We start from the raw sequence: 26,795 nt of genomic DNA on the forward strand, positions 1-26,795 counted from the left end.
AGGGGGGAGCATCATCATGAAGAAGACCGCGATGCTCGCCGCGACTCCGGCACTCGTCGCCACGCTCCTCGCCACACCGCATGCCGGCGCCGCCACCCATCAGGGCGGGCTGCACTTCGGCGCGCTCTACGTTGGGCCTGGTGTCACCGGCTCTGTGCCGGAAGGTTCCCCAGAGCTCGGAGAGGCGACACACGGGCCGAAGGAGTGCCCCGCCCCACTGTGGGTCACGAAAGCGTAACCGAGAGGTGCGGCTTCGTCGAATGTCGGTGGCGACATGTAGCCGTCCCCTTACGCTCCTTGCCATGCGGCGACGGTGCACCATCGAGCCGCATGACTGGGGGGTCATGGTGACGCTGTACGGACGGGCGGCGGTGCTCGATGCCGTCGTGCCTTCATTGGTGGGGCTCGAGTCGCAGGGAGCCGCCCGGCTGCGGATACCGGGCGGGAGTCCGCTGCTGATCGAGTGCGGCGGCGGGCGGCTCACCGGCAAGACCGCGCTGCTGAAAGAGCTCTCGAAGCGGTACGCGCAGCGCATCCCGCAGGCGTACGCCGACCTGGGGGCGGCGGACTTCGGCCAGCCGGGGCTCGCCTCCCTGGCAGACGAGACCACGGCGAACGCCTCGCGCACCTCGGACCTGCTCTTCTACCTGATGGACGGGTTGAGCCGGAAGCCGAACGAGTTCGCCGGGAAGTTGTCCTTCCCCCGACTTACCCAGGGGCTGCTCGCGGTCACCAGCTGGCAGTCCGAGGACGTCCAGCCCGCCGAGCTGCAGGCCGCCCGTCGTCGCCTCGCGGGGCTGTTACGGGAGAGCCAGCCCGACCTCCAGGCGCGCAACCAGCGGGTGTCGGGCTGGATCGGACAGGTCACCCAGGGCGTCAGCGCCGCAGCGGGGCTGGGACCCGGGGTGAGCGAACTCGTGGGGCCGCTCACCGACATCGTCACCACCGAACTGCTCGGCCCGCGCGCCAACAGGCAGGGCCTGGGCTGGTGGGCCGGCCGTCGGGTCGGCCCCCAGGGGGACGGACACGCCCAGTTGACCGATCTCGCCATGTGTTTCCGCGGTGACGGGGGCGACCGGCGGCGGGCGGAGCACCACTTGGTGGCCGCCCTCCTGGAGGACATGGCCGACCACTACACCTGGATGCGCCTGAAGAACCGGGTGCCGCGCCCGCTGCTGCTCCTGGACAACGTCCACACCCCGCTGGGTGTGACGGTCCTGGACGCGCTGACCCGCGCCTGGCACGACGAGCCCACGCGGACACACCCCGGCGTCGTCACGGCGGCCCTCGCCCAGGAGCCCGCCGTGCCCGACGCCGAGGGCACCGCCCCGTCGACGAGGAGTGCGGCGGGCCCGTACTGGCGGCAGGACAGGCCGCAGACGGCGGCCGGCTGGGTGCTGAGGCTGCCGATGGCACAGCTCGACCTCGACGAGGTCAAGGAGATGTTCGGCAACGACCGGCCGGAGCCCGACACCGCTCACGTGATCCACCGGCTCAGCGCCGGGCGCGCTGGGATAACCCACGCCCTGGTGCTGTCCGTCCGGCAGAAGATCGGCCTCCATGAGCCCGTCGACCACGGCGCGCTGCTCGACCTTCCGCTCGCGCTGCCGCTCGACGACGGGCCGACGCTGCCCGTGTACGAACGGCTGCTCCGGCTCCTGATCCCCGACGGTGAGGCCCGGGCCCGTCTCGCCTCCTACACCCCGGCGCTCGACGACGCGGCCGCCCACGCGCTCGACGCCGACCACGTGCCGCACGGAGCTGACGGACAGCCCGTGGCCGCGACCGTCAGAGTGCCCGTGGCGGAGACCAAGCGCCTGTTGCGGAAGGACTGCTGGAGCCATCACCCCTGGCCGGGCACCGGCGGGCCCTTCGTCGGTGATCCCACCCTGCGGGCCCTGCTCGTGCACGACCTCCGCACCCGCACTGGCGCGGCGCCCGGGGGTGGGGACTGGCGGGGCAGCCACCGGCGGCTGCGCCTCCTGTACGCGCCGGGCGCCGCCGACCCGCGCGATGCCTGCTACCTGCACCACTCGCTCGCGATCGGCGACACCGACGTCGTCGTGCGCGCCCTGCACCGCCGCCTGGCCGAGCAGGACGCGCCGGGGTGGCTCGCCACTCTCAACCTCGTCTGCGCCGCACCGCATCCCCCGGAGCACCCGGCCGTCCCGGCTGCGGATCCCGTGGAAGACCGGCTCGCGGCCGACAACGACCCCGTGCGCCAGGCCGTACAGCTCCTCGTCCTCAACCTGTGGCGGCAGTCGCATCCCCTCGCGCACCCTGACCCGAGGAAGGTCAACGCAGTCCGGCTGCAGCTGCTCACCCTGGCCCAGAACAGCGCCGTCGGCCCCCAGGAGGTCTTCTACCAGGCCTACGAGGAGTGGCCCCAGTTGCTGAACCGCTGGATCCAGGCACCCGATCTGCCGACTTACGGAGAGCCCCGCCCATGACACTCTGGCCCGCCGGACCGCTCAACCGTGCCCTGCTGATCGCCGCCGTCTCCGTCGTCCTGGGAACCGGCGGCTACGTCTCCTATGACCGGTGGCTCGCCGAGGACCCGGCCTGCGCCCCCGGCGTAGCGAAGCGGGGCCCCCGGAACGAGTGCGTCGGCGTCACCGACGGCAGCTACGTATTCGCCCCGTCGCTGAAGCAGGTCACCGACCGCATCAAGGCGGAGAACGACAGCGTCGCCGGCAAGTCGCCGGCCACCATCGCCCTGATGATCCCCATGATCTCCGACACCCAAGCCGAGCAGCATGAGTACGTCGAGCAGGTGCAGGGCGCCTATCTGGCGCAGTACCGCGCGAACCACCAGGCCAACGGCAAGCAGCCGCCCATCCGGCTGGTGCTTGCCAACCCCGGCCGGGGTTACAAGGAGTGGCGTACCGTCGCCGACCAGCTCGCGCGGGCCGCGGCCGACAAGAAGGAGAACCTGCGCGCCGTCGCCGGCATCAACATCAGCATCACCGAGACCGAAGAGGCCGTCCGCTACCTCACGAAGGACAAGGGGATCCCGGTCGTCGCGGGCCCCATGACCGCGGACGACATCAAGAACACCGCAGTCGACCCGCACCGCTACCCGGGCCTGGCCCGGATCGCCCCCGGCAACACCGACCAGGCCGACGCCCTCGCCTCGTACGGGTCGGACATAAAGCCCGAAGAGACGCTGGTGGTCGAGGACATCCGCGAGGGCGACAACTACCTGGCCAGCCTGCGTCAGACCTTCGAGAAGCTGGCCAAGGGCGCGCCCAACGCCCCGGAGACCTTCCGGTCGCCGCCCGACTTCAACGACGAGGGCAACCTCGCCAACGACTTCCACCAGATGGTGCCGGACATTTGCTCCTCCGACGCGAAGACCATCTACTTCGCCGGCCGACCGGTGCAACTGCGGCTGTTCCTCGTCGAGTTGAGCAACCGCAAGTGCAACAAGCCTTACACGGTCATCAGCGGCTCGCACGCCTCCACCCTGACGGTCGACGAGAAGTTCGCCGACCAGTGGGGCGCCCTCACCCATGGCGCCGGCATCACCCTGCGCTACCCGGGCCTGGCCCACCCCGATGCCTGGGGGGACCGAAGCACGATGCCGACCGGCGGCTCCAAGGCGGCGCTGAAGGAGCTGACCGACCTGGTCCAGAAGCTCGGCACCAAGGAGCCCGACTCGATCGGCCCCGCCAACCTCTCCGACGGCCGCGTCATCATCACCTACGACGCGGTCTCCACCGCCATCGCGGGCATCCGCAACGACGCCGTGGGCAGCGTGAAGATGCCTTCCCTCTCCGAGGTAGCCGACAACTGGTTGCGGCTGCACGGCAACAACCGGGTCGAGGGCGCCAGCGGCTGGATCTGCCTCGACCAGTACGGCAACCCGTACAACAAGACCGTCTCCATCGTCCATCTCGACCCGACGACCAAAACCGCCGTCTTCGACGGCATCGCCTGGCCCGCGGGCCGCGCCCCCGACGCCAACTGCTCCATCCCCAACTGAGGCCGACGGCAGGCCCGGCCCCCGCCCGCCGCGCCCGCCCGGGGCCTGCCCGCAGTGCGAGGGGCGAGCACGCGTCTTCCCGAACCTCGGACCCGCTCATGAGACGCCCGTCCCTGGACAGCTCGAACCGCGAGCTGTTCGCACTGCTGGAGCGGTACCTGGGCGAAGCCCATCGGGCAGGAGCAGCGTGATCGGTACGGGCTGCGTGGGGTGCGGGTTCTGTCACGGTCAGGGGCGGTTGAGCTGCTCCTGCCGGGCTGTGGGCACGGACGCGGTCTGCGTGCAGCTGGAGCGCCAGGGCTGGACGCTGAAATCCCCGAGATCACCGTCCGCATCGGCTGACCCCTCATGCGGAAGCCCACACCGTCTTCCCGGGACACCGCGCACGCTGCTGCTGCTGCTGCTGCTGCCGCCGTCGTCGTCGGCGGCGGCGGCTTCGCCGAGAACTCCGCACGGAGAGGGCTTTACCAGCCGTTCTACGGAAGAAGACGGCTCATGACAGGGCTGGGCCGGCAGTGTGCCGACCGAGGTTCGCGAGGGAGAGTGGCGAAGACCTTGCGGTCCTTCCGGCGGGCACAGCCGCGTCATCCCGGAGTTCCGCACGCGTCGGCCGGAGCTCCCGCGCCCGTATCGCCGCCGGCGCCCGGCCTTCCCCGGCGGGCTGACAGCGCCGCCGCAGACCGTTCCGCGGGGCTTTCGAGGCGGTCGGCTCCGCCCGCGCCACGGATCGTGCGGCAGGGGTCAGGAGAACGCTGCCGCTGCGCGTACCGGCGCAGGGCAGGTCCGGTCCGCATGACCGAATACCACCCCATTGACCTGCTGGCCGAATGTGGAGCCGCAGTGTTGTCGAGGAATCGGCGCCAGGACATGATCACTTCTCGCACGACCTGACCATCCATTTGAGAACCGGAGCAGGAGCAGTGAAATCCCGGCCGGGGCCGGTTTCTTGCTGCTCCCGGACGCGTCGAGGCCAAGCGGGAGCAGGGGCCATGCCGGCTTCGGCAGCTCTTTTATGCCGCCGCGCAGATGCTTCGCGTTCTCTCATTCCACTTTTCAATGAAAGGAATTCCAGGATTTCATGTACAAACGTTCAGGGTTCCTCGCCCTCACCACAGCGGGCATCGTGCTGTGCACCGCTGGTCTCGCGCCTTCCGTCAGTCAGGCAGCCGGCGGTACCGCCGACGGGCAGGGTTCCTATGCCGACAGCAACGGGCTGACAGCGGGTGACGTCAGGCTCATCAACGAGCTGAACGAAGAGGCCCTGGTCCTGGGGCGGCCGGGCACGACCCCCGGCGGGGACCTGCCGAGCGCCACCGAGTCCCTCAGGGCCACGGCAGCGGTTGGCGACAGGGTGACGCCGCCTGCCGAGCCGCTGGAGCGCATGCCCGACGCGTACCGGGCCCATGGAGACAGGGCCACTACCGGCATCAGCAACTACATACGCAAGTGGCAGCAGGTCTACAGCCACCGCGACGGACGAGTGCAGCAGATGACCGAACAGCAGCGGGAGCAGCTGTCCTACGGCTGCGTCGGCGTCACCTGGGTCAATTCAGGTCCCTATCCGACGAACAAACTGGCCTTCGCGTCCTTCGACGAGGAGAAGCACCGGAACGCTCTGGAGAACACCAGCCCCCGGCCGGGCGAGACGCGGGCGGAGTTCGAGGGGCGCATCGCCAAGCAAAGCTTTGACGAGACAAAGGGATTCGATCGGGCTCGAGATGTGGCATCCGTCATGAACAAGGCCCTGGAAAGCGCCCATGACGAGAGTGCCTACCTGAGCAACCTCAAGGCAGAGCTCGCAAAGAACGACGACGCTCTCGCCGCCGAAGACAGCCGTTCGAACTTCTACTCGGCGCTGAGGAACACCCCGTCCTTCAAGGACAGGAACGGGGGCAACCACGATCCGTCCAAGATGAAGGCAGTCATCTACTCGAAGCACTTCTGGAGCGGGCAGGACCCCCGGAGCTCCGCCGACAAGCGGAAGTACGGGGACCCCGACGCCTTCCGTCCCAACCAGAACACGGGCCTCGTCGACATGTCGAAGGACAGGAACACCTCGCGCAGCCCCGCCAAGCCCGGCGAAAGCTACGTCAACTTCGACTACGGCTGGTTCGGGGACCAAAAAGAAACAAACCCTGACAACACCATATGGACCCATGCCAACCACTACCACTCGCCGGAAGGCGGCATGGGGCCCATGCAGGTATACGAGAGCAAGTTCCGCAACTGGTCCTCCGGATACTCGGACTTCGACCGCGGAACTTACGTCATCACCTTCATACCCAAGAGCTGGAACACCGCACCCGCCAAAGTGAAGCAGGGCTGGCCGTAACAACCCGCCCCCTCACGAGCGAGATTCCGCGTAGCCACCGCTGCACGGTGCGGGGCCGCTCCTCGGCCACACACGGTAGGAGTCCTCGACGCGGACCTCCGGGCCGGGCCCGCCCTTAGGTCGGGATCGGGCGGCGCCGCCCTGACGAGTCGACAGGATCACGACTCCGCATCTGATTGGAAAACGGAAGGGAAGAGTCCCTTTTGTGGTTCCAGGAGTCGGTAACGTACGCGCGTTCGATCGTGTACTCGTCCCCAAGGAACCCTCCATGGCCACGCCTCCCGCGCCGCAGATCCCCGAGCAGCCCGCCGCTCCCGGCCCGTCCGACGCCCCCGTCGCACCGTCCGAGCCCGCGAAGAAGAAGGGCGGCCTGGGGAAGAAGATCCTCGGCGTCGCCGTGGTGATCGCGGTCGCACTGTTCTGGCGCCTGGGCCTTCCCCACCTGACGGGCGACGCCCCGGTGCACGCGGAGGCCGGCGATTGCGTCGTCGTCACCGGCCCGGAGAACGCCCCCAAGGTCGAGAGCAAGGGCTGCACCGAGAAGGTGGCCGACCTCTACAAGGTCGTCAAGGTCGTCGACAACACCTTCGACGTCGACAAGTGCGAGGGCGTGGCCGAGGTCGCTCTCGCGCAGCAGCTCGAGACGGACAAGTTCGTCCTCTGCATGGAGCCCGTCAAGAACTGACGCTCCACACATGGCCGTAGGGGCCGGACCCGCCGGGTCCGGCCCCTACGGCGTCCCGGCGGGCCGTCGGACGGTGCGCCCGTGCAGGGAGTGCAGCAGCGTGAGGTCGTCTCCGGACAGCCGCAGCACGACGCCGATACGTTCGCCGCCAGATGGTCAGGGTCGCCCGTGCGTGGGACTCCGCGAGCGCCACGCTCCCGTCATCGGCCGTACGTCTGGTGGCAGAGCGCCGCCACGGCGGGGCTGGTGACGCCGTGCGCGGCGCGGCACGACAACGTCATGTCCCCGGTCCACGTCCCGGGACCGGGTCCGGCCCCGTGCAGGAACACTGTGGCTGGTCGGTGAGGAATGATCCGCTCGGGGTATCCGCGTGGCTGCGCCGGCTCTCGGAAGACGGTGGGGCTGCCCGCTCGTCATGGTGGAGCTGTTCGAAGCGGCTTGATCGGTCTCATTTCTGAGACACGGGCTCGACGACGAAGAGGTCCGTGCTAACTGGTCTCGTTCTTCGCGTCGATCCAGTCGTGGGTGATGACGGTTCCGCCGGTGCAGCGCAGGCTGGTCGGACGGGTGTCCCGCTTCCAGGAGGACCACTTGTAGTCGCCGTCGGAACACCTGATACCGAGCCGCCAGATGCCGCCGTCCGACATGTCTGAGCACGCGCCCCGGGCAAAGGTCGGGTTGGTCAGCTCGCTCCAGCAGCCGCGGGGTGTGGCGCTCGCGGGTGATGCTGTGACTCCCACTCCGACGATGAGCGCGGCCCCGATTCCGGCACTGGTGAGGGCATGACGTAGTCGCATCGGTTCTCCCCTTCGAGTGGTGGTGCACGAAGCCGTATGAGCACGAGAGCGGTTGGCCGTCCGGCTCGTACGGCCTGATGTCCCGAGTACTACTGAACGTCGACCCAGTCGTGGGTGATGATGGTTCCGCCGGTGCAGCGCAGGCTGGTGGGCGTGGCCGTGTCCTTCCAGAGTGACCACTTGTAGTCGCCGTCGGAACACCTGATGCCCAGCCGCCACCGGCCACCCCCCGACATGTCCGAACATCCTCCTCGGCCGAAAGACGAGCCCTTGCCATTGCTCCAGCAGCCAGCAGGCTTGGCGCTTGCCGGTGTTGCAGTCACTCCCATCCCGACGATGAGCGCGGCCCCGATTCCCGCACTGGTGAGGGCATGACGTAATCGCATCAGCGTTCCCCTTCGAGTAGTGGTACAGGAAGCCACACTGAGTCAGTAGGGCTCTTCGAGCGGCTGCGCTGGCGTGCGCAACAAGGTGCACACATGGGTAGGCGCCCTGCTCCGGTGAACTCGAGAGGACCCCGTCGGCGAGCACGACCGAGTTTCTGGTTTCACCGTCAGCGTGATGACGACCAGGCTGAGGCCACGGCCGGGACCGGGCCTTCTACGCGTGCGCACCTCGTCCCGTCCGCTTCCTGACTAGCACGCACGAGGCTAGAAGGCGGCAGGCTTGGCCCGCAAGGCGTCCAGATCGGACACGAGCTTGGACAACTGCCGGGCCGGTCGGCCGGCAGGCTGCGCGGTCACCTCGGCGACGCTGTCATGGCCGTGCTGATGCAGGGCGCGGACTGGCCCCTGATGGCCGGCAGGCTCGTCGGCGTGCAGGAGGGCGGTGTCGACCTGGGTGCGTTCCTGCCGCAGACGGGCTGGATGACCGCCGGGTCCACCAGGCCGTCACCGCGAACACGGCGCGCATCAAGGCCGCGGTACCCGCCCACCGGCAGCAGGTCGCCCCGGCCAGGCGCGTGGACGCGGCCGGTGAGCGGCAGCTCCCACAACCCAGCCCCGGCGGCGCCGGTCGTGGTGGTCGGGGCCGGAGGTCGTTGTCCGGTGGGTAGGACGGACACGGCTGCCGGCGAAAAGGCCGTGCCGGAGCGGGGCGAGAGGGGCGGGCGCATGAGGTCGTGGCGCTGCTGCTCAGCACGGCCCTGATCGTGGCCGTGGTGACGGTGGTGCGCTGGGCCCGCGCCGCCACCGTCGCCCGCCCGGCTCCCGGCACCGCGAGGGTTTGCCGCCGGAGCATCGTCGTCAGTCAGTGGCATAGCCACGACCACCGGAACCCGCTACGAGCGCCGATGTCAGTGGCCTGCGCTACGGTCGTCTTCCCCACAGGGCGCGCGTGGTCCTCGCCCGGCCTCTATCTCAGGCCGGGCGAGGGCGCGTGGCGTGATCCCCATCTTCGGCACGGGGAGCACGCCTCTTCCGGATGGAAGGGCCGACACCAAGGTGTCCTGTCTCCATATGACGGGGTGTCGGGGTGGGATTGCAAGGAAAAACCGGGAACTTAATGCGTTCGCTGCTCTCGGTGCCCTCTACGTGCAACGGAACGGTCATCTCCGGCCGCGCGCCGACCGTCTCCGACTCCTAATGTTCCGTAATTTCTTGATCACGTCGCGTGATCTGCATGCCTGGGGTCATGCTGATGCTCCTCCAACAGCGGTTCGGCACCCGCTCGTTGGACGGACCCCCCTCTTGGGGGTCTTTCGGATGATTGCGGACTCGACATCAAGGAACGGTGATGAACAAGAAGCAGATAGCGGCGGCAATGGCGCTGGCGCTGGTGGTGTTGCTGGTCTTCGGCTGGAGCGCGGTGATGGCGGCGATGGGCCACGCGGGCCTGATAGCCGGGCTGGCTCCGGTCCTTGGCCTGACGGTCACCCAGGTCGTGCGCTGCACCCGCTCGCGGACCACGGCCGGTTCCGGGCACCGCGTTGCCACGGTGCCCGACAAGGAGGACGGCGCTCCGTGACGACGTCGTTCAACACGCCGGGGCCGGCCTCCGAGCCGGCCCCGGTCCGCCCCGGCCGCAAGCTCGGCCCCATCGCGGACACGGTCAGCAGCTCGCACCGCGCCTGGCTGGAGCCGACCCGCGAGCACTACCTGGCCAGCGGCCGCACCCTCAGCGACCTCAGCCGTAACGTCCTGGCCAAATCGAAGCTGTCTGAGCTGTTACGCGGCGTTGGACACTACCCGCGCTGGGAGGTTATCCACCGCCTGGCCGGCGAGCTGGACATACCCGGCTGGCCCCTGTATCGGCTGTGGAAGCAGGCCGCCATGGACGCAGGGAAGAGCCGGGACTGGGTCGACCGGTCCACTGAGGGCACGACCGCCGTGGCCACCGCCCGCTCCGACCAGCCCCTCGAACACTGGGCGCTGTGCCAGACCGTAGTGGAGGGATATCTCGCCTACGCAGGAGTCTTCCTCACCGACGGCACTCACAAGACCGCAGTGGATGACACCTTCGCGATTCTGTGGCTCTGCTTCGACGAGGCCCTCGCCAGCCCTGACATCCGCCGCTACACCTGGAACATCCTGCGCGCCACCGTCAAGGCCAAGGCCAACTACCGGGATGAACGCCCGGTGCTGGCCGAAGCCGCCTTCGACACCATCTCTCTGAGCCACCCCGGCCCGGAAGAGCAGCCCACAGGGCTGGCCGAGATCCTGGAGCTGTTCACTGCCATCAGCAAACTGCCCGACGCCCAACTCGACGTCATGGTGCTGCGGCGCCTGTGCGGTTTCCAGCCCAAGCAGGTCTCCGATCTCCTCGGTATCCCCCTAGCCGCCGTCCGGTCCGACGAACGCCACGCCAGACGTTTCCTGGACGACACCATCGAGCTGCCGCCCCGAACCGGAGGACCCACTCCATGACCACCCTCGAACACCTGCTGTCCAGAGCATTGCTCACCCCCAACCGAGCCGTGCCCCGCGACATCGTTCCGATCCGCGAGACCAGCTCACGCAACCATCCGGTGGCGATCGAGGCTCCGAAGACGAGTGCAGCTGAGGAACTGCGAGCACTGTGCGAGGCCCTGGTCCATCACACCCCGGCCACAACGGTCGCCGGCTTCGTCACCGAACAAGTACCCGAACCCCGAAGCGCCCTGATTCTGGCCTGCGTGCTTCAGTTGACCGACACCGACGACGGCGCCAGGTTCTGGTGGCAGTACGCCGCTGGCGCTGGCCATCCGGCCGCCGCCTACTGCCTCTACCTGCACCACCTTTCCCTCGGCGAGACTCACACCGCCCGCTGGTGGCGCACCCAGACCGATCAGACGCACACCGATACGGCCAAACCCGACGCACCCACCGTGCATACGACCATCCGCTGCGACGGCGACCCGTTCGTTCTCCACCACGACGACGGCGCCTCCAGCACCACACTCCTGCGCGTCATGCGCGGCCTGGCCGGACACGTCAGCCGGCCCCGGTCCGCCGTGGTCGCTGAGCTGATGACCTACATGCCCACCGCCGTGGCCGTGGGCTACCTCCGCGAACCCGAAAGCGAGCTGCCCCTGCCCGGCCCCGACTTCGCGCACAAGGTCCGGACCCTTCTGGCTGCGGCCGCCAACCGACCCGACGGCCCCAGCGACCTCCCGGCCCGCCCGACCCTGCGGCGAGACACCACCCGGACCACGCGACGGGCACGCCGCCAGATCGACGAAGCAGCGACCCACTGAACCACCCCCGCCCTCCCCTGCACTGCCCGCAGGGGAGGGCGCTGAACTTGGCTCACCAGCGTGTGCTTGGCCAGCTTGATGAGGTTCGGCCCGGTGACTGGTGACCGGATCGGTGAGTCTGGAGCACACGGGTACGGCTGTCCTCCGGGCGTCACGGCGGCGGGCCGATCGGGGGTCACCCCGACCGGCGGCCCGGCGTTGTTCGCGGCGCGGACGACATGCTGGACGTGCTCCTCGACGCGGTTATCGAGCCGCGCCTGAAACTGATCAGCGGGGATGAGGCGAGGACCCTGATGGTTCTCGTCGGGGTGCTTGACGATGACGCGCAGTCCGAGGGGGTCCTGCGCCAGCCCGAGGGGCGCCTCCGCACCCGCCGCGGCCGTCGACGGCCGGTGTCGGCCGGTGTCGGCGTACTGAGAACCGCGCTCAGGCGTGTACGGACGAACGTGCTCAGGCGTGGGACCGGGACGACAACCCTGCGGCCGTGGGGGTATCCGCGAGCGCCCATGACCCGTCGGCGGCCTGAACCTGGGGCTGGGGCGCACGCAGGCGTAGGCTCTCGGGGATGCGGATAGGCGAGTTGTCAAAGCGCACGGGCGTGAGTCCGCGCTCACTGCGGTACTACGAAGAGCAGGGCCTGCTGACCAGCTCACGCTCCGACGCGGGGCAGCGTCACTATTCCGATGCTGCGGTCCAGCGCGTGTCGCTCATCCGGCAGTTGTTCGATGCGGGCATGTCCAGCCGGGCGATCGCGACTGTGCTGCCGTGTGTGGACGTCCCGGGTGACCTGGGCGTCGCCGAGGAGACGTTCGCGGCGATGACCCGCCAGCGCGACCGGATCGACGCCGACATCGCCCACCTGATCGAGACCCGGGATGCACTCGACGTGCTGATCGGGGCCAACAGCCGGCACCGGGCGGAGCTGTCCACGGGCCCGAAACCGGTGGCGCAGCCGACCTGATGCTGTGATCTGCATCTCAGCCTGTTGCCCCTCACACCAATGTCAGAGGTGAGGATGGCGACAACGACCGGAATCACCGGGTCGGTCATACGAGAGGCGGCAGAAGATGGGGCAGGCGTGGGGTTTCGGCAGGTATGGCGGGCCCGAGGTGCAGGAGTTCTTCGATCGTCCCGATCCCGTCCCCGGTCGCGGCGAGGTACTGATCCAGGTCGACGTCGTCGGCGTGAATCCCCTCGACCACCTTCTGCGCTCAGGTCTGGTCGACGGGCTCGACGGGGGGCGTCCGTTTCCCCGCGTGCTGGGCATGGAGGCAGCCGGAACCGTTCTCGCCCTGGGCGAGGACGTCAACGGGCTCGAGGTGGGTGACGCGGTCTTCGGCTTCGCACTCACCGGTGGCGGCACCTACGCCGAGACGACGGTGCTGTCCGCGCCGAACACCGCACGCATCCCGGACGGTCTGTCCGCGACCGCGGCGGCAACGCTGCCAGTGGCCGGGACGACCGCGGTGGACGTGCTCGACCAGCTCGGCCTCCCGGCTGGTGCCACGGTCCTGGTCAACGGGGTCGGGGGCGGGGTCGGCTTCGCCGTCGCCCGACTGGCGATCGGGCAAGGGCTGCGCGTGACCGGCATCGGGAGCACCGCCAAACGCGAGCACGCCGAGGCCATCGGGATGCGGTTCATCGACTACACCGACGAGGACGTCGCCGCCGCGGCACGCGAGCTGGTTCCGGACGGCTTCGACGGGATCGTCGACCTGGTCGGAGGAACGTCGCTGCGGACGGTCGCTCCGCTGGCCCGGGATCCCCTCAACGTCATCGCTGTGGGTGACATGTCTGTGACCGATCTCGGTGGGCGTTTCGTCGAGCGTCGCGTCGACCGCGAGAACCTGGAGCGGTCGGCCCGGCTGGCCCTCGCCGGATTCCTCGCACCCGCAATCACCGCGGTCCATCCGCTCTCCGATGCGCCGGCCGCCCTCGCCACCGTCGAGAACGGTCACGCCTCGGGCAAGGTCGTCATCAAGGTGGCATGAGAAGTGCCCGGCTGCCCGACGCCGTCGACGGTCCGTTGCGGGCTGACGAGCACCCGTGGTCAGCGCATCATCGACTGAGCACGGTCACCTGTACGGGGGTTGAGCACGTTCAGGCGTACGCCGGGACCAGGCCCCAGCGGAGCCTGGTCCCGGCCCAGCCCGTCATGTACGCACAGTGGTAGGTGGCGGCGGGCGGGAGCCATTCGGCCGGTCCTTGTCGGCCTCGCACCGGTCCGAGGGCCTGCGCCGAGGGCGTGTGCCGAGGGCGTACGAGGCCATCCCCGACTTGAGCTGCTCACCCGCGCCCACGGGGCTGGAGACCGCCCCGACGCCACCGACCGGGCCGGTCGAGGTTGTTGCGGCTGTTGAGAACGTGGGTGTGATCGTTTCCCAGCTCGCGCTCGAGGTGGTCGAGAGCTTGCACCGCCCATCTGGCTGCCTGCCCGGGACGGCCGGCGCGGCCGCGACGACCACGGAGGCGATGAAGACCGCCCACACCACCCACGGGTCCTCGGCCCAGCCCAGCAGCACATCCGTCACGTAGTTCGTCACCACGGTCGACGCCGCGGCGGCCACCGCCGCAGCGGCAGCAACCGCCAAACCCGCCCGACGCACCCCCCTTAGCCCGCACCCTGCCCCCCAACCACGCGTCAGAGGACGTGCGTAGAAGAGGGCCTGCCGCTGTACCGGCCGAAGCGGCAGATCGCCGACGAGACCGCGACCGCGAACAGGTGCGCAGGCCACCGGGCGGGTGGGGTGCGGTGGCGTTTCGCAGGTGAACCGTGTGCGTGGGCGGGTGAACGGGGCCGGGGTGGCCTGTTGCTGACGGTGCGGGGGGCCGGTGGAACCGGCCCATGATGATCACGATCTGGTCCGCTGTCGCGGCCGCCGTCGTCGCCGTCCCCGTCGCCTTCGCCTTCGCCGTTCAGGCGTGTCACGGGGACGGCGACGACGGCTGGACCGCCTCGGGGGTGGTTAGGGGATGATGAGGGAGAACTGCTTGTTCTCCGGTTCGTCCCTGGAGTTGGTGGTGACGACCAGGAGAGTGTCGGCGCGGTTGCCGCACTCGCTGGTCGCTCCGGGGTGGACGTAGATTTGGCCGGGGTAGCCGCCGGTGGTCAGTGTCGCGATCGGGATGATCTCGTTGACGTTCAGCCCTACGGGGTCGAGCCTTACGCAGAACCGGCCGGCGTAGGGGCTGGTCACCGAGCTGATGCCCTTGGAGCGCACGATGCTTGTGTCGGCGTTGATGATCGCTGCTGCCTGCGTGTGCCCGGCGTTCGCTCCTCCGGGCGCCGCTGCCACGGCCGCACCGCCTGCCGTTGCCGCCAGGCACAGCCCGGCACTGGTCAAGGCGATGACGCGGGATCGCTTGCTCTGGAACATGCGGCTCTTCAACGACATGCTGGCTCCCTCCATACGATGGCCACCGCCCCCCTGGGCGGCGGCGTGTCTCACGCTAGGGGCCCCGTTGCGGCCGCCACGCTTTTGGAGTGCCAAACCACCAGTTCAGAGGGCACGGGAAGCTCCCCGGTGGTCCCTGCGCTCCCCAACACGCCCCCGGATGCCGCTTCGACATGAATCGCCCACGCCGTGGAAGGGCCCTTCTCGGGGCGCCTGAAACACACGGGCCCCGGGCCGCTGCGACAGCGGCTCGACGAGGCGATCGAGGGCCTGGTCGACGACGTCCGGTACCAAGCCTGCGGACTCGGGCGTGGATCAGGTCCGGGCTCCGGTGGGAGCGGCGGTGTCAGCGCAAGGCGTCAACCCTCGCCCCCGCATGCCACACCAAATGCCGAATTGACCTTCGCCGGGACGATGACGTCGGACTTCCCGACCTTCCAGGTGACCGTCCATGTACGCGGCCACCCTGGCCCAAGATCCAGGCACTCGGTGGCCCGCTCGGGAAGCGCGTACGGCAGCGCAAGGTCCTCCAAGCGGCAGGCGTGCGACCGCACCGGACCTACCGGAACATCGACGACCTGTACGTCACCCACGGCCGGAGCACACCGCACAGCACGAGCCGTGCACGCGAGAAGGCCCAAACCGGCATCGACAACAGGCCGTACGGGTACTCTGCTCAACTCGCCGAATCAGAGGCTCAGCCACACCCGTGTGACTGAGCGTTTCAGATGGCGGACGTGCATCTGGGCCCGGCGGCGCACTGAGCGCCCGAGAGTCGAGACACCTGGCGAGCCGAAGCGCTCAGGCACGCCCTTGTTGAGCGGGGTTTGCTGCCAGGCCTGGCCCCGAACTCAGGACTCCTTGATCCCGTGCTTGGCCGCCTGCTCAGGTGTGTAGAGGTAGAGACTCTGGCGAAGCGCATCGGCCATTGCCTCGAAGGCTTCCCCGTTCCGTGGCTGGACGGGTGGGGGGAAAGGCAGATCGCTGGAACGACGGGGCCAGATCCGGGCGACGGAGAGGTGGAACTCACGCGCGTGCTGGATGACGACGTCCACGGCCGGGAAATAGACGTAGATGCACAGGTGCCCGATCTTCATGGGGCAGAAGAACCCCACCGGCTGGGGGGTGTCAGGAGCGGATACACCGGTGAGGTCGATCCTCACGGTGTGACTGGTGACGATGGGGTTGCGTTCGGGGCAGGACCCCAGCCAGACGCGCGTCCCACCAGGAATCGCTCGGTGAGTACGCATTCTCCGGAGCTGATGGGACGGCAGGAGGGGCTCCTGCTGAACCTGGTCGGCCATCATCGCAGTCTTCGTGGCCCAGAGCGCGATCTGCCGTTGCTGCTGGAGGGATATGAGGTCAAGGTCCTGCCGAATGATCAGTGGCTCGAGTACGTCCTTGGAGGATGCTTCAAGCTTCGACATCCAGCCGTTGTTGCACGGGGCACACACCTTCTTGACTGTGAAGTCCAGGCCCAAGCTCTCCCTGGTCACCTCGTAGGCGCCCGCCCCATAGCGGGCCTGTTCGGTCTGCTGCCGCCCCGGCGGAAGATACCGGTTCAGCCACTGGGGGAAGACGTGTTCTTTGGTGACGGGGGAGCTGCCGCAGAAGACACAGGACATGAGCAGATCGTAGCGGCCGAGCTTCGATGGGATCGACACCGGCGAGGGCCGCTACACCACGGTGCCCACACGGTCTCGCCCGAAGTGCTCAACCTGCCAACTGAAGCACTCGGAGGGCGGTTCGTGAGGCTGACCGTTTCCCGGGCAGGCCGGCGAACGAAGTCGGCCACGCGACGTCGTCGATCGCGAGCCACGGCGCAGCGGCCACGGCGGTGGGCGTCACCCCGGTGAACGCCTTGACCTCGCGGTGGAGGTGGGACTGGTCGACGTAGCCGCTTGCGGCCGCCACCCGAGCGGTGGCGTCACCCGCTGCGAGAAGGTGGGCGGCGTGGTCGAAGCGCACCAGCTGGGCGGCGCGCTTGGGAGTGAGGCCGATCTGGGACCGGAAGCGGGACCACAGGCGCTTACGGCTCCATCCCACCTCGTTCGCCAGGCTGTCGACCCGCACCCGTCCCCGGCTGGTGAGCATCCGCCGCCAGGCAGCCGCGATCTCCGGATCGAGCGGCGGGCGGGCGTCCAGCCGTCGGCCAAGGACATCCGCCGCGATCGTGAACCGTTCGTCCCACGACGTGGCGGCGCGCAGCCTCTCTTCGGTTCGCCCGGTGTCGCGACCCCAGACATCTTCCAGCGAGACCACGGTCCCGACGAGCTCGGTCGATGCGCCGAGCACTGCAGCCGCCACGACCGGCGACAACCGAATCTGGAGGCACTGGCCTGCCCCGGCCGTCCGGCCGCTGATCCGAAGGTCGCCCGGGATCAGTCCTACGACCACGCTGCCGCGTTCGCGTCGGTCGTGGGCGTCGTAGACGAGGCCGTCTCCTTCGCTCAGGTCCACGAACAGGGTGACCGATGGGTGCGCGACCATGGCGATGTCCACGGGCGCCGGGACACGTTGACCGAACCCGGCCATGCTGATCCCGGGCAGTCGCTCTGACTGCCGCGGGATCGCGACCTCCACCGACGTCCAGCGAGGTGGTGACTCTGTGGCCCACACAGCTCCAGGGTAGCGATCGGTGTCAACGGCCGGCCGCCGCGAAGGCCAGCAGCAACTCGCTTGTCGCCTCCGGCGCTTCGAACATGGGGAGGTGTCCGACGTCGGGCAGTTGCTCGACGCGCGCGTTCGGCACCGTGTCGTAGTGGTGTGCCGAAGACGGATCCCAGCGGCGGTCGGCAGCGCCGAAGATCACCAGGACCGGGACGTCGAGGGCGGTGAGGCGCTCGGGCACGCTCCGCTCGGCGATGTACGCGGTGTTTCGGCGCAGCACCGTCCTTAACGTGCGATAGCCGATGCCCCGGACTTCGGCGACCAGGTCGTCAGGGACGTCCACCGGGCGGTTGCACACCGCGGTCACCCCCCTGCGGAGCATGGCGTCCGAGCGGATCGACCAGAGGAGCGGGCCCAGCGGCGGGGCAATCAGCATCTGAAGGAGGACGGGCTGCGGAAGGAGCGCGTCGGGACTCGGACCGCTGCTGATCAGCGCGAGCGAACCAACCAGGTCAGGGCGCTGTTCGGCAAGCGCGGTGGCGACGTATCCACCGCTGGAGTGCCCGACTACGGTGACCGGACGAAGACCGAGCTCGTCGAGCACCGCGGCCAAGCGACTCGCCTGCTCAGGCACGTCGTACGACGGCGCGGGCGAGGACCGGCCGTGACCCGGGAGGTCGACTCGGATGACGTGATACTGGTCGGTGAGTGTCGGCACCACCGGGCTCCAGGAGCCGCCCGAGAATCCCGATCCGTGGATGAGCACCAGCGGCGGCGCCTGCCGCGGGCCGTAGTGGACCACATGCATCCCGTGCACGTGCGTGACGTCGTCATGTCCCATGTACGGGACGATGCCTGCACTGCCCGCTCTCAGTCTTGTACAAATGTCGTCGCGAGACTGACGCTCGCCGGACACCTCTGCCTCCACGGCGAGCGGGACATCAACTCTTGACGGCCTCTGCGATCTGAAGGGCGGCCTGGGCGGGTGTGAGGTGTAGGTGTGAGGTGTGTGGTGTCGACGACCTCGGCCGCGGCGTGCAGCCACGTGCGGAACGCCTCGGCGTAGGGCTCAAGGTATGGAAGACGGAACGGGGAGTCGGGGCCGAGACCAGTGTCGCCCGCGCTGCGCCAGTAGACGCGGGAGGCGGATGAGGCGGGACGGTGCTCGTAGTCGCGGACCAGGCGCCGGTGCAGTATCAGGATCCCGTAGGTCTGCTAGGTAGTGTCCTGCCTGGTTGCGGACCGCAACTATGGAAGGGGCCGTTCACAACCATCAAGTGGGTTCTTCAGCTCGTGCTCGGATGCTGGCGAGGTGGTGGAGTCGGTGCCCGATTGCGATGAGTGTACATCGAAACGATCAGGTGGCGGATGTACGGACGCGCAGGCTTCAAGATACCGGTACCTGGGACATCGGCCTTCGGCAACGACCCCGTCGCCGACTTCGGGGGCGATCTGGACGAGGCGCCGCTGGAGCAACGCGAATCCATGATCCATGGGCCACTCGAGCGCGCCGCCCGACCCCGTGGGTCACCTGGATGTTTCCGACGGCGAATGGCAGTGGCCGCGGCCGCGGCCGCCCTGGTTGTCGCACAGCACCGTGACGGCGAGCCGGCGTGTTCCAAACTACGGCCATCAGCGCCGCTCTCTCTCCCCCATTACCTTCTTGGTGGCCCCGCAATGGGGTGCCCGGCCTCCGGGTCCGGCATGACTGCTCCCCCCTGTTGAACGTATGGCCTGGGGGGTGGTGTCACCGGCCCGGAGGCATCGACAGACCGCTGATTAGGGGCATGACCACCGGCTTCCTTCGGGAGCTTGGGAGGCTCTTCGTAATGTGGATGTGGCGATCGGTGCCGTGGGACGGCCGGGCGGTGGGGACGACCGGAGGACGCACGTGATCGACACGAGTGGCATCGGCGCTTTCCTGGGCCTGGACGTCGGCAAGGGCGAACACCACGCCACCGCCGTCACCCCGGCCGGGAAGAAGGCCTTCGACAAGCGGCTGCCCAACAGCGAACCCAAGCTCCGCGAGGTGTTCGGCAAGCTACAGGCCAAGCACGGGACCGTGCTCGTGGTCGTCGACCAGCCGGCCTCCATCGGTGCCCTGCCGCTGGCGGTCGCCCGGGACATGGGCTGCCCGGTCGCCTACCTGCCCGGACTGACCATGCGGCGGATCGCCGACCTCTACCCAGGTGAGGCCAAGACCGATGCCCGCGACGCGTTCGTCATCGCGGACGCCGCCCGCGTCATGCCGCACACGCTCCGCTCGGTCGATCTCGAGGACGAGACCATCGCCGAGCTGGAGATGATCGTCGGCTTCGACGACGACCTGGCTGGCGAAGCCACCCGCATCAGCAACCGCCTGCGCGGCCTGCTGACGCAGATCCATCCGTCGCTGGAACGCGTCCTGGGGCCGCGAGTGCAGCACCCGGCCGTGCTCAGGCTGCTCGACCAGTTCGGCTCGCCCGCCCAGATACGCAAGGCCGGACGGCGTCGGCTCGTGACACTGATCCGTCCGAAGGCCCCGCGGATGGCCGAGCGTCTCGTCGATGACATCTTCACGGCCCTGGACGAGCAGACCGTCGTCGTCCCGGGCACCGACGCGGCCGCATTGATCGTTCCCAGCCTCGCGGGCTCCCTCCAGGCAGTTCTTGACCAGCGCAAACTCCTCGCCGCCCGGATCGAGGAACTGCTGGAGAACCACCCTCTTTCCAAGGTCCTGACGTCCATGCCGGGGATCGGCGTCAGGACCGGAGCCCGCATCCTCATCGACGTCGGCGACGGCAGTTCGTTCCCGTCCGCCGCCCACCTCGCCGCCTACGCCGGCCTTGCCCCAGCGACCCGCAGCTCGGGCTCGTCGATCCGTGGTGAGCAACCGTCCCGGAGAGGAAACAAGCAGCTCAAACGGGCCTTCTTCCTCTCCGCGTTCGCCGCCCTGGCCGACCCGGTCTCCAGGGCCTACTACGACAAGAAGATCAACCAGGGCAAGCACCACACCCAAGCACTCCTCTGCCTCGCGAGACGACGAGCCGACGTGCTCTTCGCGATGCTCCGCGACGGCACCTTCTACGAACCCCAACCCGCCCCATCAGCTTGACTAAACCCATAGGGGCACCCCCCCCGCAGAGATCGCCCAGCACGACAGTGCGACCAGGCCGATGCACACCGCTGGTTTTGCCACCGCGGCGAAGGCCTCCCGAGACGAGCCGGGACATCGACCAGCGGTCGACCTCGGCGCCGCGGCCGGGCTGGCACAGCACCGCGTCGGAGATCACCGCCGCCGATGAAACCCACCCTCTCCGATCCCCTGCCGTGACGACGACCGGTCGATTCGCGCCCACCGTCGTCCCCGCTTGGCGGGCGCGTGTCATGGCCGAACGGCGATGATGTTGTTACCGCTCGAGTCGAACAACTCGGCGAATAGCCCGCAGGTCGTCTGCGCCCCGAGGGGGGAGGCTTGCAGGGCCGGCGGCCTTGTGAGATCCGTCAGCTCCTCCAAGTAGGCGCCCGGAGTACCGTTTTCACATGATCTACTTGATCGGCGGCCCACCCCGAGTGGGCAAAAGCACCCTGGCCTGGATGCTGCTCGAGCGAGAGGGCCTCCCGGGATGCCCGACCGACGCCCTGGTGTCGATGCTGCAACGCGCTGCCCCCGAGCACGGCGTGCGGCATGGTACGCATCCGGACAAGGCAGCACTCGCCCAGCCGTTCCTCGTCGAGTTCATCCGTGCAGCTGCAGAGGCTCTCGACGCCTCCGATCCCCAAGACGGCTACGTGGTCGAGGGCGACATCGTCACACCGGCGGCGACCACGGCCGCCGCCGCTCTCGGGATACCGCTGACCTCGGTCTTCCTAGGAAACACGAAGCTCACTCCCGAACATCTGCGAGCCGCCCCGGACTGGCTAGCCGAGGCCGATGACACCACCTACCGGGAGATCGCCGCGTGGGTCAGGGAGCGGAGCGCTGCTTTGCGCGAAGCGTGTACGGCCACCGGGCACGTCTACGTCGAGTTGGGGACCGGCTACACGCAGGGCATCGAGCAGGCCTATTCGACGTTGCTTGAACGGTCCTGACCGTCCGGCGTCAGCGGCCTCTGAGGAGGACGTGGCAGCCATGCTGCCGCGGTCACGGATTCCGTGGGCCCCGCTGTGGGGTGAACCGGAAGCCGGCTCACCCCACAGCGGGGTTCGAGCGCGGGCCACGAGCGGGTCGGGTTAGGGCACGGTGACGATGAGCACCTGGCCGTGGGCGGACAGGTGTTGTGCGTCCTTCATGCTGGCGACCCAGCTGGTGAGGGCGTAGCGGCCCTGGTCAACGGGCAACTCGATGACCGTGCTCCGGCCCGGGGAGAGGGGCGGCGTGCCCAGCTGCGCGGCGAGGTCGAAGGGCTCGGGTGTGTGCTGGGTGTCCTGAAAGTACCTCTGGATGTCGGCCTCGGTGACGGAGTCGTCGGTGAGTGGGTACACCGCGAGCTCGTCGACCTGACCTCGCATGGCGTTCACGTAGCGTAAGGGCCGGTCCCGGCGCAGGCGTCCCTCCAGGACGAAGCGCGGGCCCCGCGCCGTGTCGACGGCGGTGATCGTGGCGGACGGACGCGGGCGCCCGGCTCCGGCGTGGTCCGCCGTCCGGACGAGGAGCGGGCTGACGTACTCTGCGCCGGGGAGGGGGTTGCGTCCGATGTACGGGCCCTCGAAGTCCTTGTACTCCAGGACCAGGTACGGGCCGGGCGGCAGCCATGCGGTGAAGGACGACTGTGAACCGCACACCGCCATGGCGCCGCCCATCAGTTCGGCGTCGGCCATCAGGTCCTTGGACGCCTGGATGACGTCCTCCGGGCTCTTCTTCTCGAAGACGTCGCGCAGGTGCCTGCGGAAGGCGGCCTCACCGATGCCGCGGCGGAGGCGGGCGATGCCGACGTTGCCGGTGCGGGGACTGGTCGTCCGTACCCGGGAGGTCACCGCGCCGGCGACCGCGGTTGCCGGCGTGCTGAACCCGTCCTCGCCGGTCACGATGTCGAGCGGCTGCGGCTGCGGCTGCCGCGGCGACGGCGGCCCGGCGCCGATGAGCGCGACAGCTCCCGCTGCCGTGCCGGCGGTCAGGAGACCGCGCCTGGTCCACGTGCTCATGATCTGCTCCTCTGCTTGATGTGGCATCGGATGGTCGTGTGCCTCGTACCGGTTGGCGGCTGGCGGCTGGCGGCTGGCGGTTGGCTCAGGAGCGGCCGGGCGGCGCACGGGCGGAAACGCCGTGTGACCGCGTGGCGGCACCGGGAGTTCACTTCGTCAGCCGGGCGAACGGGTGGCCCACCAGGTGGTAGTGAGCAGCATGCTCGTCATCGTGACCGCGGCCGCCGCTGCGACGGTGAACGTGATGCGGCCGGTGACGCTCCACCCCCTGCGGAGCCAGGCCCTGATCGTCCCCGCCACCATGCCCAGCGTCAATGGCACGAGGGCCGCGCCCAGCTCCGTCACGGTGGACAGCAGTAGCAATCCCAGGTGCAAGGACGGAGACTGGCGCTAGGTCAGCTTCTCGTACGCGGTCGACGGCGCCGCCGGCGATACGAGCACGCCGCTGTCGGTGAAGGCCAGCGTCGCGCGGAACACGCCGTGCTCTTGGAAGAGGCTGTCGCCGAGCGCGAGGCAGCCCTGTTCGGGTTGGCCCGGGTCAAGGGAGAGCCCGGTGGCCACGGAAGTCCAAGCGGGCCGGATCCCTTACCTGCAAGCCGCTACGATCCTCCGGGAGGGACTGTGATCCGCATTCTGCTGGCCGAGGACATGCACATGATCCGTGGGGCGCTGGCCGCCCTGCTGAGCCTGGAGCCTGACATGGAGGTCGTGGCCGAGGTGGCCCGCGGAGACGCCGTCGTCCCCGCCGCCCTCGCCCACCACCCCGACGTCGCAGTGCTCGACCTGGGCATGCCCGGCGCCGACGGACTTTCCGCTGCCCGCGACCTCGGAGCCGCGCTTCCCGACTGCCGGGTCTTGATCCTCACTGCATTGGGCCGGCCCGAGGCACTGAGGTCGGCACTCGCCGCCCGGGTGGGCGGGTTCATGCTCAAGGACGCCCAGCCGGATCAGCTCGCCGCCGCGATCCGCAGTGTGGCGGCAGGGGAGCACGTCATTGACCCGAGACTGGCGGCCGCGGCGCTCACCGCCAAAGAGAGCCCGCTCACCCCACGCGAAACCGATGTGTTGCGGCTGGCTGCCGGCGGCGCCGAGCTCGACGAGATAGCCGGCGAGTTGCACCTCACGCAGGGCACCGTACGGAACTACCTTGGTGCGGCCGTCACCAAGCTCGATGCCCGCAACCGGCTCGACGCGGTGCGGATCGCCCGGGAGCACGGCTGGGTGGACTGACACGAAGTCATCCGACAGCGGAGACACGAGCGGATTCCAGACGGACGGTCAGGACGAAGCCTCGGCCGTGCGGGGCCGGCCCGGCCTCCAGGACCCCGCCCAATGCGGCCGTGCGCTCACGTAGATTTCTCAGCCCGTTGCCGCCGGCACCTGCCCGGCGGCCCTCTTGGCCCCATGCCAGTCGGGGGACCGCACGGCCGTCGTTCGCCACTCGCAGCAGTCCGGGGCCGAAGTTCACCTCGCACCGGCGAGCTCCCGCCGCGTGTCGCAGTACGTTCGTCACCGCCTCGCGCAACACCGTGGCGAACAGCGCCTCCGACCTCCCGTCCACCGCCTCCAACCCGCCCCGCACCAGCACGACGACGCCCGCGGCCGCCAGTACCTCCCGGGCGGAGGCCACTTCTTCGGCCAACGTGATCTTCTGGATTTCCCCCGGGATCGCCTGGAGGTCCGCCAGAGCCCGGTCCGCCAGCGCTGCCGCATCGGCCAGATGACGGTCGGCCCGCTCCCGGTCAGGGTCGCGGACCGCCAACTCGCCCTTCAGAGCAATGGCCGACAGCCCGCAGCCCAGCAGGTCATGGACGTCCCGGGCGATGCGCCGGCGCTCTCGTGCCACGGCCAGCGCCGCCAGTGCCCCGCGGGCCTCCCGCACCTGGTGGACAAGGCCGGTGAGCAGGGCGATGCCGTAGAAGACCAGGGCGATCACCACGATGTCCAGCAGGAGGAGAGCGGTGCCAGGAGCCGCGGGCCCGTCCGGCCACAGCAGCATCGCGATCGCCACCAGTGCGGTCAGCGCTCCGGCCGCCGGCCAGGCGGTGCGGCCGGGAAGGACGATCAGCACCGAGGCTGCCGCGAAACCCATCAGCTGAGGGTACGGCCCGTCCGGAGCGGCCAGCATGCCCAGGGCGAGGGTGAGCTGCACGCCCAGTGTCCACGCGACGTACGGGGGACACACACCGGGCGGACGCGGCAGACAGTGGTACGCCTGCAGTCCGACCACGGCCGCCAGTGCGGTCGCGTACGCGACGAACCACCAGCCCCGCACCCCGGCACCGAGCAGGAACGTCGTGCCCACGACCAGGTACTCGAGGTGCGTGGCGACCACGATGGGCCACACCAGCCGAGGCGCCAGAGCACCAAAAGGGTTGTCCGCCCCGTCGGCTGACTGTGTGGGCGGCGCTGCCCGCACGCGCTCCGTCGCCGCCCGCGCGACCCTCACGAGCTCTTCCGCCGCCCGCCTGCCCTGCCCGGCCAGCCGGGTGATCTCCGCCAAGGCCGTACCCAGTACCGCGTCCAGGTCCCGCCCGGCGCGCTCCCGCTCGGCGGTGACCCGGGCCCGGGCCAGTGCGCCACGGGTGGTGCGGAGTTCGGCGTAGAGGTCGGTGAGCCGGGTCAGGGCATAGAGGATCAATCCGTGGGCGAGGGCGTTACCGATGCCGTTGAGGACGGAATGCACACTGCCGTCGCCGGGTGCGAGCGGCCCGGCCGCCAGCACGACGACCGTGAACAGAGCCCATCGGACGGGCCGTTCGACGACCAGCAGCACGGAGGCGCCCAGGAAACCGGGCAGCCCGGACCAGGGCGTGAGGAGGGCCTGTGCTGCGAGGGTCCAGGCCCCGCGCAGCCGCCACGTCGCAGGCAGGCAGATGGCCAACTGCAGCAGAACCATCGGAACGGCGGCCGGGCGCGGCAGGACGACACCGGGCTCGAAGGCGAAGCCGAGAATGACGATGACGAGGATCACCGAGACGACCGCCGGCGTCGGACCGGCGTCGGAGTCGGCATCCGCAGCAGCATCGGTATCCGCATCCGCATCCGCATCGGTGAACAGGCCGGATCCCAAGGAGTGCTCCTTCGAGGCCGTGCCGTTGGCCGGCCCGCCCGTCGGGTCCGTGGACTCGCAGTTTTCCGGCGCGGTGCCCCCAGGTTTGCGCCCGCGCCGCAATGCCCAACTCCACCCGCTCATGGGGTCACGTTAGACGCACGTCCGTGCACCGCACCCGCCCCACCCATGTGAAATACACATCGGCCGATGCACCTCGCACTGCCGCCGACCGGTCCCCGAACGAGATCGTCGACGTATGCGTTCGACGTCGATACGGAACCTGACCACGATGGCCGCTGCTCACACGATCACCTCCGCCGCGCGGCTCTCCGTCGCGGCTGTCAGCTTTGAAGAGGGGAACCCTGATCGCGGCCATACATGTTCTAGCCAGGCCGTGCCGCTGATACGTAGCCGAGCGAGCAGAACCCCGCCCGGCCAGTTCGGGCCAACAAATGAAATCAAATTGAACTGGCCATGACAGTACCGCAAGCTTCTCCGCAACTTCTCTTACACCCCGGCCCGAAGGCCGGCACCGAAAGGACACACGTATGCCCCGTCGCCTTCTCACCCTTACCGCCGTCTTAGTCAGCGCCTGGGCGCTCGGCGTCGCTCCCGCCTCCGCAGCCGCCTCTGGCACCTCGCCCCTGCCCGGCGCCGAACCGGCCACCTCCGATCAGCGTGCGTCCGCAGCCGCGGCGGGCGGCTCGCTGATCCACACCTTCAACAACAAGTGCCTTGAGGTCGAGAACTCCCGGACCAACAACGGCGCCCGCGTCCAACAGTGGGGCTGCCACGGACAGGCCGGATCCACCTGGCATTCCGACTGGCACGGCAGCTACGAGTACATCATCAACTCCGCTAGCGGAAAGTGCCTCGAGGTCGAGAACTCCCGGACCAACAACGGCGCCCGCATCCAGCAGTGGGACTGCAACGGACAGCCCGGAGCCAAGTGGTACCGGGTCAATGCCGGCGGCGACTACTACACCCTCAGGAATCACGCCAGCGGAAAGTGCCTCGAGGTCGAGAACTCCGGGACCGCCAACGGCGCCCGCATCCAACTCTGGGAGTGCAGGGGACAGGCCGGAACCAGGCTGTGGTAGACCGCCTGAACACACCAGTGGCTCTGCGAGTGAGCCGGA

The 26,795-nt window shown here is 69.0% G+C and carries 27 protein-coding genes and 2 pseudogenes; 17 read left to right on the plus strand and 12 right to left on the minus strand.

Features of this window, described 5'->3' with window-relative positions; translation table 11 throughout:
• The first annotated feature begins 16 nt into the window (after nucleotides 1-16).
• The 5 genes from OG594_RS23315 (at nucleotide 17) to OG594_RS23335 (ending at nucleotide 7,002) form a co-directional block, all read left to right on the plus strand.
• Nucleotides 17-238 (plus strand): hypothetical protein, encoded by a 222-nt coding sequence (locus OG594_RS23315; protein WP_266602038.1) that lies wholly within the window; start codon nucleotides 17-19, stop codon nucleotides 236-238.
• A gap of 64 nt (nucleotides 239-302) precedes the next feature.
• A complete protein-coding gene (locus tag OG594_RS23320; protein WP_266602040.1) occupies nucleotides 303-2,450 on the plus strand; it encodes a hypothetical protein in 2,148 nt (715 codons plus the stop codon).
• Nucleotides 2,447-3,985, plus strand: a complete 1,539-nt coding sequence (locus OG594_RS23325; RefSeq protein WP_266602042.1) for a hypothetical protein — start codon at nucleotides 2,447-2,449, stop codon at nucleotides 3,983-3,985. The genes OG594_RS23320 and OG594_RS23325 overlap by 4 nt, the downstream gene beginning before the upstream one ends.
• Nucleotides 3,986-5,063: 1,078 nt before the next feature.
• A complete protein-coding gene (locus OG594_RS23330; RefSeq protein ID WP_266602044.1) occupies nucleotides 5,064-6,317 on the plus strand; it encodes a protein-glutamine gamma-glutamyltransferase in 1,254 nt (417 codons plus the stop codon).
• Nucleotides 6,318-6,585: 268 nt separating this feature from the next.
• The gene (locus tag OG594_RS23335) at nucleotides 6,586-7,002 is read left to right on the plus strand and encodes a hypothetical protein (RefSeq protein WP_266602046.1); all 417 of its coding nucleotides are present in this window, start codon (nucleotides 6,586-6,588) and stop codon (nucleotides 7,000-7,002) included.
• Between the two features lie 488 nt (nucleotides 7,003-7,490).
• Here OG594_RS23335 and OG594_RS23340 read toward each other — a convergent pair whose 3' ends face one another.
• Complete coding sequence (locus OG594_RS23340) at nucleotides 7,491-7,799, minus strand: hypothetical protein (RefSeq protein WP_266602047.1); 309 nt, start codon at nucleotides 7,797-7,799, stop codon at nucleotides 7,491-7,493.
• A gap of 89 nt (nucleotides 7,800-7,888) precedes the next feature.
• Entirely contained in the window at nucleotides 7,889-8,035 is a 147-nt protein-coding gene (locus OG594_RS23345; protein ID WP_266602048.1) for a hypothetical protein, read from the minus strand.
• A gap of 1,498 nt (nucleotides 8,036-9,533) precedes the next feature.
• On the opposite strand from OG594_RS23345, the gene OG594_RS23350 reads away from it, so the two are divergent.
• From OG594_RS23350 to OG594_RS23380, 7 genes are all read left to right on the plus strand, one after another.
• Nucleotides 9,534-9,764, plus strand: a complete 231-nt coding sequence (locus OG594_RS23350) for a hypothetical protein (protein ID WP_266602049.1) — start codon at nucleotides 9,534-9,536, stop codon at nucleotides 9,762-9,764.
• Nucleotides 9,761-10,663, plus strand: coding sequence for a sigma-70 family RNA polymerase sigma factor (locus tag OG594_RS23355; RefSeq protein WP_266602050.1), 903 nt, complete (start codon nucleotides 9,761-9,763; stop codon nucleotides 10,661-10,663). Before OG594_RS23350 ends, OG594_RS23355 begins: the two co-directional genes overlap by 4 nt.
• On the plus strand, nucleotides 10,660-11,472 hold the full coding sequence (locus OG594_RS23360; RefSeq protein ID WP_266602051.1) for a hypothetical protein: 813 nt from the start codon (nucleotides 10,660-10,662) through the stop codon (nucleotides 11,470-11,472). The genes OG594_RS23355 and OG594_RS23360 overlap by 4 nt, the downstream gene beginning before the upstream one ends.
• A 565-nt stretch (nucleotides 11,473-12,037) precedes the next feature.
• Nucleotides 12,038-12,433 carry a MerR family transcriptional regulator gene (locus tag OG594_RS23365; protein WP_266602052.1) on the plus strand — a complete coding sequence of 132 codons (396 nt, stop codon included), beginning with the start codon at nucleotides 12,038-12,040 and terminating at the stop codon, nucleotides 12,431-12,433.
• A gap of 106 nt (nucleotides 12,434-12,539) precedes the next feature.
• A complete protein-coding gene (locus OG594_RS23370; protein ID WP_266602053.1) occupies nucleotides 12,540-13,463 on the plus strand; it encodes an NADP-dependent oxidoreductase in 924 nt (307 codons plus the stop codon).
• A 379-nt stretch (nucleotides 13,464-13,842) separates the two neighbouring features.
• The gene (locus tag OG594_RS23375; protein ID WP_266602054.1) at nucleotides 13,843-14,007 is read left to right on the plus strand and encodes a hypothetical protein; all 165 of its coding nucleotides are present in this window, start codon (nucleotides 13,843-13,845) and stop codon (nucleotides 14,005-14,007) included.
• 310 nt (nucleotides 14,008-14,317) lie between these two features.
• Nucleotides 14,318-14,449, plus strand: coding sequence for a hypothetical protein (locus tag OG594_RS23380; protein WP_266602055.1), 132 nt, complete (start codon nucleotides 14,318-14,320; stop codon nucleotides 14,447-14,449).
• Here the strand turns inward: OG594_RS23380 and OG594_RS23385 are convergent.
• The 6 genes and pseudogenes from OG594_RS23385 to OG594_RS47145 all read right to left on the minus strand — a co-directional run.
• Nucleotides 14,439-14,867, minus strand: a complete 429-nt coding sequence (locus OG594_RS23385) for a hypothetical protein (protein ID WP_266602056.1) — start codon at nucleotides 14,865-14,867, stop codon at nucleotides 14,439-14,441. The two genes, OG594_RS23380 and OG594_RS23385, sit on opposite strands and share 11 nt — an antisense overlap.
• An 851-nt stretch (nucleotides 14,868-15,718) precedes the next feature.
• Entirely contained in the window at nucleotides 15,719-16,492 is a 774-nt protein-coding gene (locus tag OG594_RS23390) for a hypothetical protein (RefSeq protein WP_266602057.1), read from the minus strand.
• A gap of 88 nt (nucleotides 16,493-16,580) precedes the next feature.
• A complete protein-coding gene (locus OG594_RS23395) occupies nucleotides 16,581-17,402 on the minus strand; it encodes an AraC family transcriptional regulator (RefSeq protein ID WP_266603142.1) in 822 nt (273 codons plus the stop codon).
• A gap of 106 nt (nucleotides 17,403-17,508) precedes the next feature.
• Entirely contained in the window at nucleotides 17,509-18,318 is an 810-nt protein-coding gene (locus OG594_RS23400) for an alpha/beta fold hydrolase (protein WP_266603144.1), read from the minus strand.
• A 100-nt stretch (nucleotides 18,319-18,418) separates the two neighbouring features.
• Nucleotides 18,419-18,605, minus strand: a pseudogene (locus tag OG594_RS23405) (ATP-binding protein); the annotation flags it as partial.
• A pseudogene (locus OG594_RS47145) lies at nucleotides 18,606-18,692 on the minus strand (IS5/IS1182 family transposase); the annotation flags it as partial. It abuts the pseudogene before it with no gap.
• A 153-nt stretch (nucleotides 18,693-18,845) separates the two neighbouring features.
• Between OG594_RS47145 and OG594_RS47405 the strand changes: the two are divergent.
• From OG594_RS47405 to OG594_RS23415, 3 genes are all read left to right on the plus strand, one after another.
• A complete protein-coding gene (locus OG594_RS47405) occupies nucleotides 18,846-19,202 on the plus strand; it encodes a DUF4259 domain-containing protein (RefSeq protein WP_353962637.1) in 357 nt (118 codons plus the stop codon).
• Between the two features lie 166 nt (nucleotides 19,203-19,368).
• Nucleotides 19,369-20,571 carry an IS110 family transposase gene (locus tag OG594_RS23410; protein ID WP_266602058.1) on the plus strand — a complete coding sequence of 401 codons (1,203 nt, stop codon included), beginning with the start codon at nucleotides 19,369-19,371 and terminating at the stop codon, nucleotides 20,569-20,571.
• A 428-nt stretch (nucleotides 20,572-20,999) separates the two neighbouring features.
• Nucleotides 21,000-21,548, plus strand: a complete 549-nt coding sequence (locus OG594_RS23415) for a hypothetical protein (protein WP_266602059.1) — start codon at nucleotides 21,000-21,002, stop codon at nucleotides 21,546-21,548.
• A gap of 141 nt (nucleotides 21,549-21,689) precedes the next feature.
• On the opposite strand, the gene OG594_RS23420 is transcribed toward OG594_RS23415, so the two are convergent.
• The 3 genes from OG594_RS23420 to OG594_RS23430 all read right to left on the minus strand — a co-directional run bounded on the left by OG594_RS23420 (nucleotide 21,690) and on the right by OG594_RS23430 (nucleotide 23,162).
• The gene (locus OG594_RS23420; RefSeq protein WP_266602060.1) at nucleotides 21,690-22,601 is read right to left on the minus strand and encodes a twin-arginine translocation signal domain-containing protein; all 912 of its coding nucleotides are present in this window, start codon (nucleotides 22,599-22,601) and stop codon (nucleotides 21,690-21,692) included.
• 156 nt (nucleotides 22,602-22,757) lie between these two features.
• The gene (locus OG594_RS23425; RefSeq protein WP_266602061.1) at nucleotides 22,758-22,976 is read right to left on the minus strand and encodes a hypothetical protein; all 219 of its coding nucleotides are present in this window, start codon (nucleotides 22,974-22,976) and stop codon (nucleotides 22,758-22,760) included.
• A gap of 15 nt (nucleotides 22,977-22,991) precedes the next feature.
• A complete protein-coding gene (locus OG594_RS23430) occupies nucleotides 22,992-23,162 on the minus strand; it encodes a hypothetical protein (protein ID WP_266602062.1) in 171 nt (56 codons plus the stop codon).
• Between the two features lie 60 nt (nucleotides 23,163-23,222).
• Between OG594_RS23430 and OG594_RS23435 the strand changes: the two genes are divergently transcribed.
• On the plus strand, nucleotides 23,223-23,831 hold the full coding sequence (locus OG594_RS23435) for a DNA-binding response regulator (protein ID WP_266602064.1): 609 nt from the start codon (nucleotides 23,223-23,225) through the stop codon (nucleotides 23,829-23,831).
• 7 nt (nucleotides 23,832-23,838) lie between these two features.
• Here the strand turns inward: OG594_RS23435 and OG594_RS23440 are convergent, their stop codons facing one another.
• Nucleotides 23,839-25,674: a histidine kinase gene (locus OG594_RS23440; RefSeq protein WP_266602065.1), complete on the minus strand. Its 1,836-nt coding sequence runs from the start codon at nucleotides 25,672-25,674 to the stop codon at nucleotides 23,839-23,841.
• Between the two features lie 530 nt (nucleotides 25,675-26,204).
• Here OG594_RS23440 and OG594_RS23445 point away from each other — a divergent pair.
• On the plus strand, nucleotides 26,205-26,756 hold the full coding sequence (locus OG594_RS23445; RefSeq protein WP_266602066.1) for an RICIN domain-containing protein: 552 nt from the start codon (nucleotides 26,205-26,207) through the stop codon (nucleotides 26,754-26,756).
• The last annotated feature ends 39 nt before the right edge of the window (nucleotides 26,757-26,795 follow it).

The organism is Streptomyces sp. NBC_01214, from assembly GCF_026340975.1.
Classification (GTDB): domain Bacteria; phylum Actinomycetota; class Actinomycetes; order Streptomycetales; family Streptomycetaceae; genus Streptomyces.

Coding starts and splice junctions, on each gene's coding strand:
- OG594_RS23315 (WP_266602038.1), top strand. CDS start 17: ATGAAGAAGACCGCGATGCTCGCCGCGACTCCGGCACTCGTCGCCACG.
- OG594_RS23320 (WP_266602040.1), top strand. CDS start 303: ATGCGGCGACGGTGCACCATCGAGCCGCATGACTGGGGGGTCATGGTG.
- OG594_RS23325 (WP_266602042.1), top strand. CDS start 2,447: ATGACACTCTGGCCCGCCGGACCGCTCAACCGTGCCCTGCTGATCGCC.
- OG594_RS23330 (WP_266602044.1), top strand. CDS start 5,064: ATGTACAAACGTTCAGGGTTCCTCGCCCTCACCACAGCGGGCATCGTG.
- OG594_RS23335 (WP_266602046.1), top strand. CDS start 6,586: ATGGCCACGCCTCCCGCGCCGCAGATCCCCGAGCAGCCCGCCGCTCCC.
- OG594_RS23340 (WP_266602047.1), bottom strand. CDS start 7,799: ATGCGACTACGTCATGCCCTCACCAGTGCCGGAATCGGGGCCGCGCTC.
- OG594_RS23345 (WP_266602048.1), bottom strand. CDS start 8,035: ATGTCGGGGGGTGGCCGGTGGCGGCTGGGCATCAGGTGTTCCGACGGC.
- OG594_RS23350 (WP_266602049.1), top strand. CDS start 9,534: ATGAACAAGAAGCAGATAGCGGCGGCAATGGCGCTGGCGCTGGTGGTG.
- OG594_RS23360 (WP_266602051.1), top strand. CDS start 10,660: ATGACCACCCTCGAACACCTGCTGTCCAGAGCATTGCTCACCCCCAAC.
- OG594_RS23365 (WP_266602052.1), top strand. CDS start 12,038: ATGCGGATAGGCGAGTTGTCAAAGCGCACGGGCGTGAGTCCGCGCTCA.
- OG594_RS23370 (WP_266602053.1), top strand. CDS start 12,540: ATGGGGCAGGCGTGGGGTTTCGGCAGGTATGGCGGGCCCGAGGTGCAG.
- OG594_RS23380 (WP_266602055.1), top strand. CDS start 14,318: ATGATGATCACGATCTGGTCCGCTGTCGCGGCCGCCGTCGTCGCCGTC.
- OG594_RS23385 (WP_266602056.1), bottom strand. CDS start 14,867: ATGTCGTTGAAGAGCCGCATGTTCCAGAGCAAGCGATCCCGCGTCATC.
- OG594_RS23390 (WP_266602057.1), bottom strand. CDS start 16,492: ATGTCCTGTGTCTTCTGCGGCAGCTCCCCCGTCACCAAAGAACACGTC.
- OG594_RS23395 (WP_266603142.1), bottom strand. CDS start 17,402: ATGGCCGGGTTCGGTCAACGTGTCCCGGCGCCCGTGGACATCGCCATG.
- OG594_RS23400 (WP_266603144.1), bottom strand. CDS start 18,318: ATGGGACATGACGACGTCACGCACGTGCACGGGATGCATGTGGTCCAC.
- OG594_RS47405 (WP_353962637.1), top strand. CDS start 18,846: ATGTACGGACGCGCAGGCTTCAAGATACCGGTACCTGGGACATCGGCC.
- OG594_RS23415 (WP_266602059.1), top strand. CDS start 21,000: ATGATCTACTTGATCGGCGGCCCACCCCGAGTGGGCAAAAGCACCCTG.
- OG594_RS23420 (WP_266602060.1), bottom strand. CDS start 22,601: ATGAGCACGTGGACCAGGCGCGGTCTCCTGACCGCCGGCACGGCAGCG.
- OG594_RS23445 (WP_266602066.1), top strand. CDS start 26,205: ATGCCCCGTCGCCTTCTCACCCTTACCGCCGTCTTAGTCAGCGCCTGG.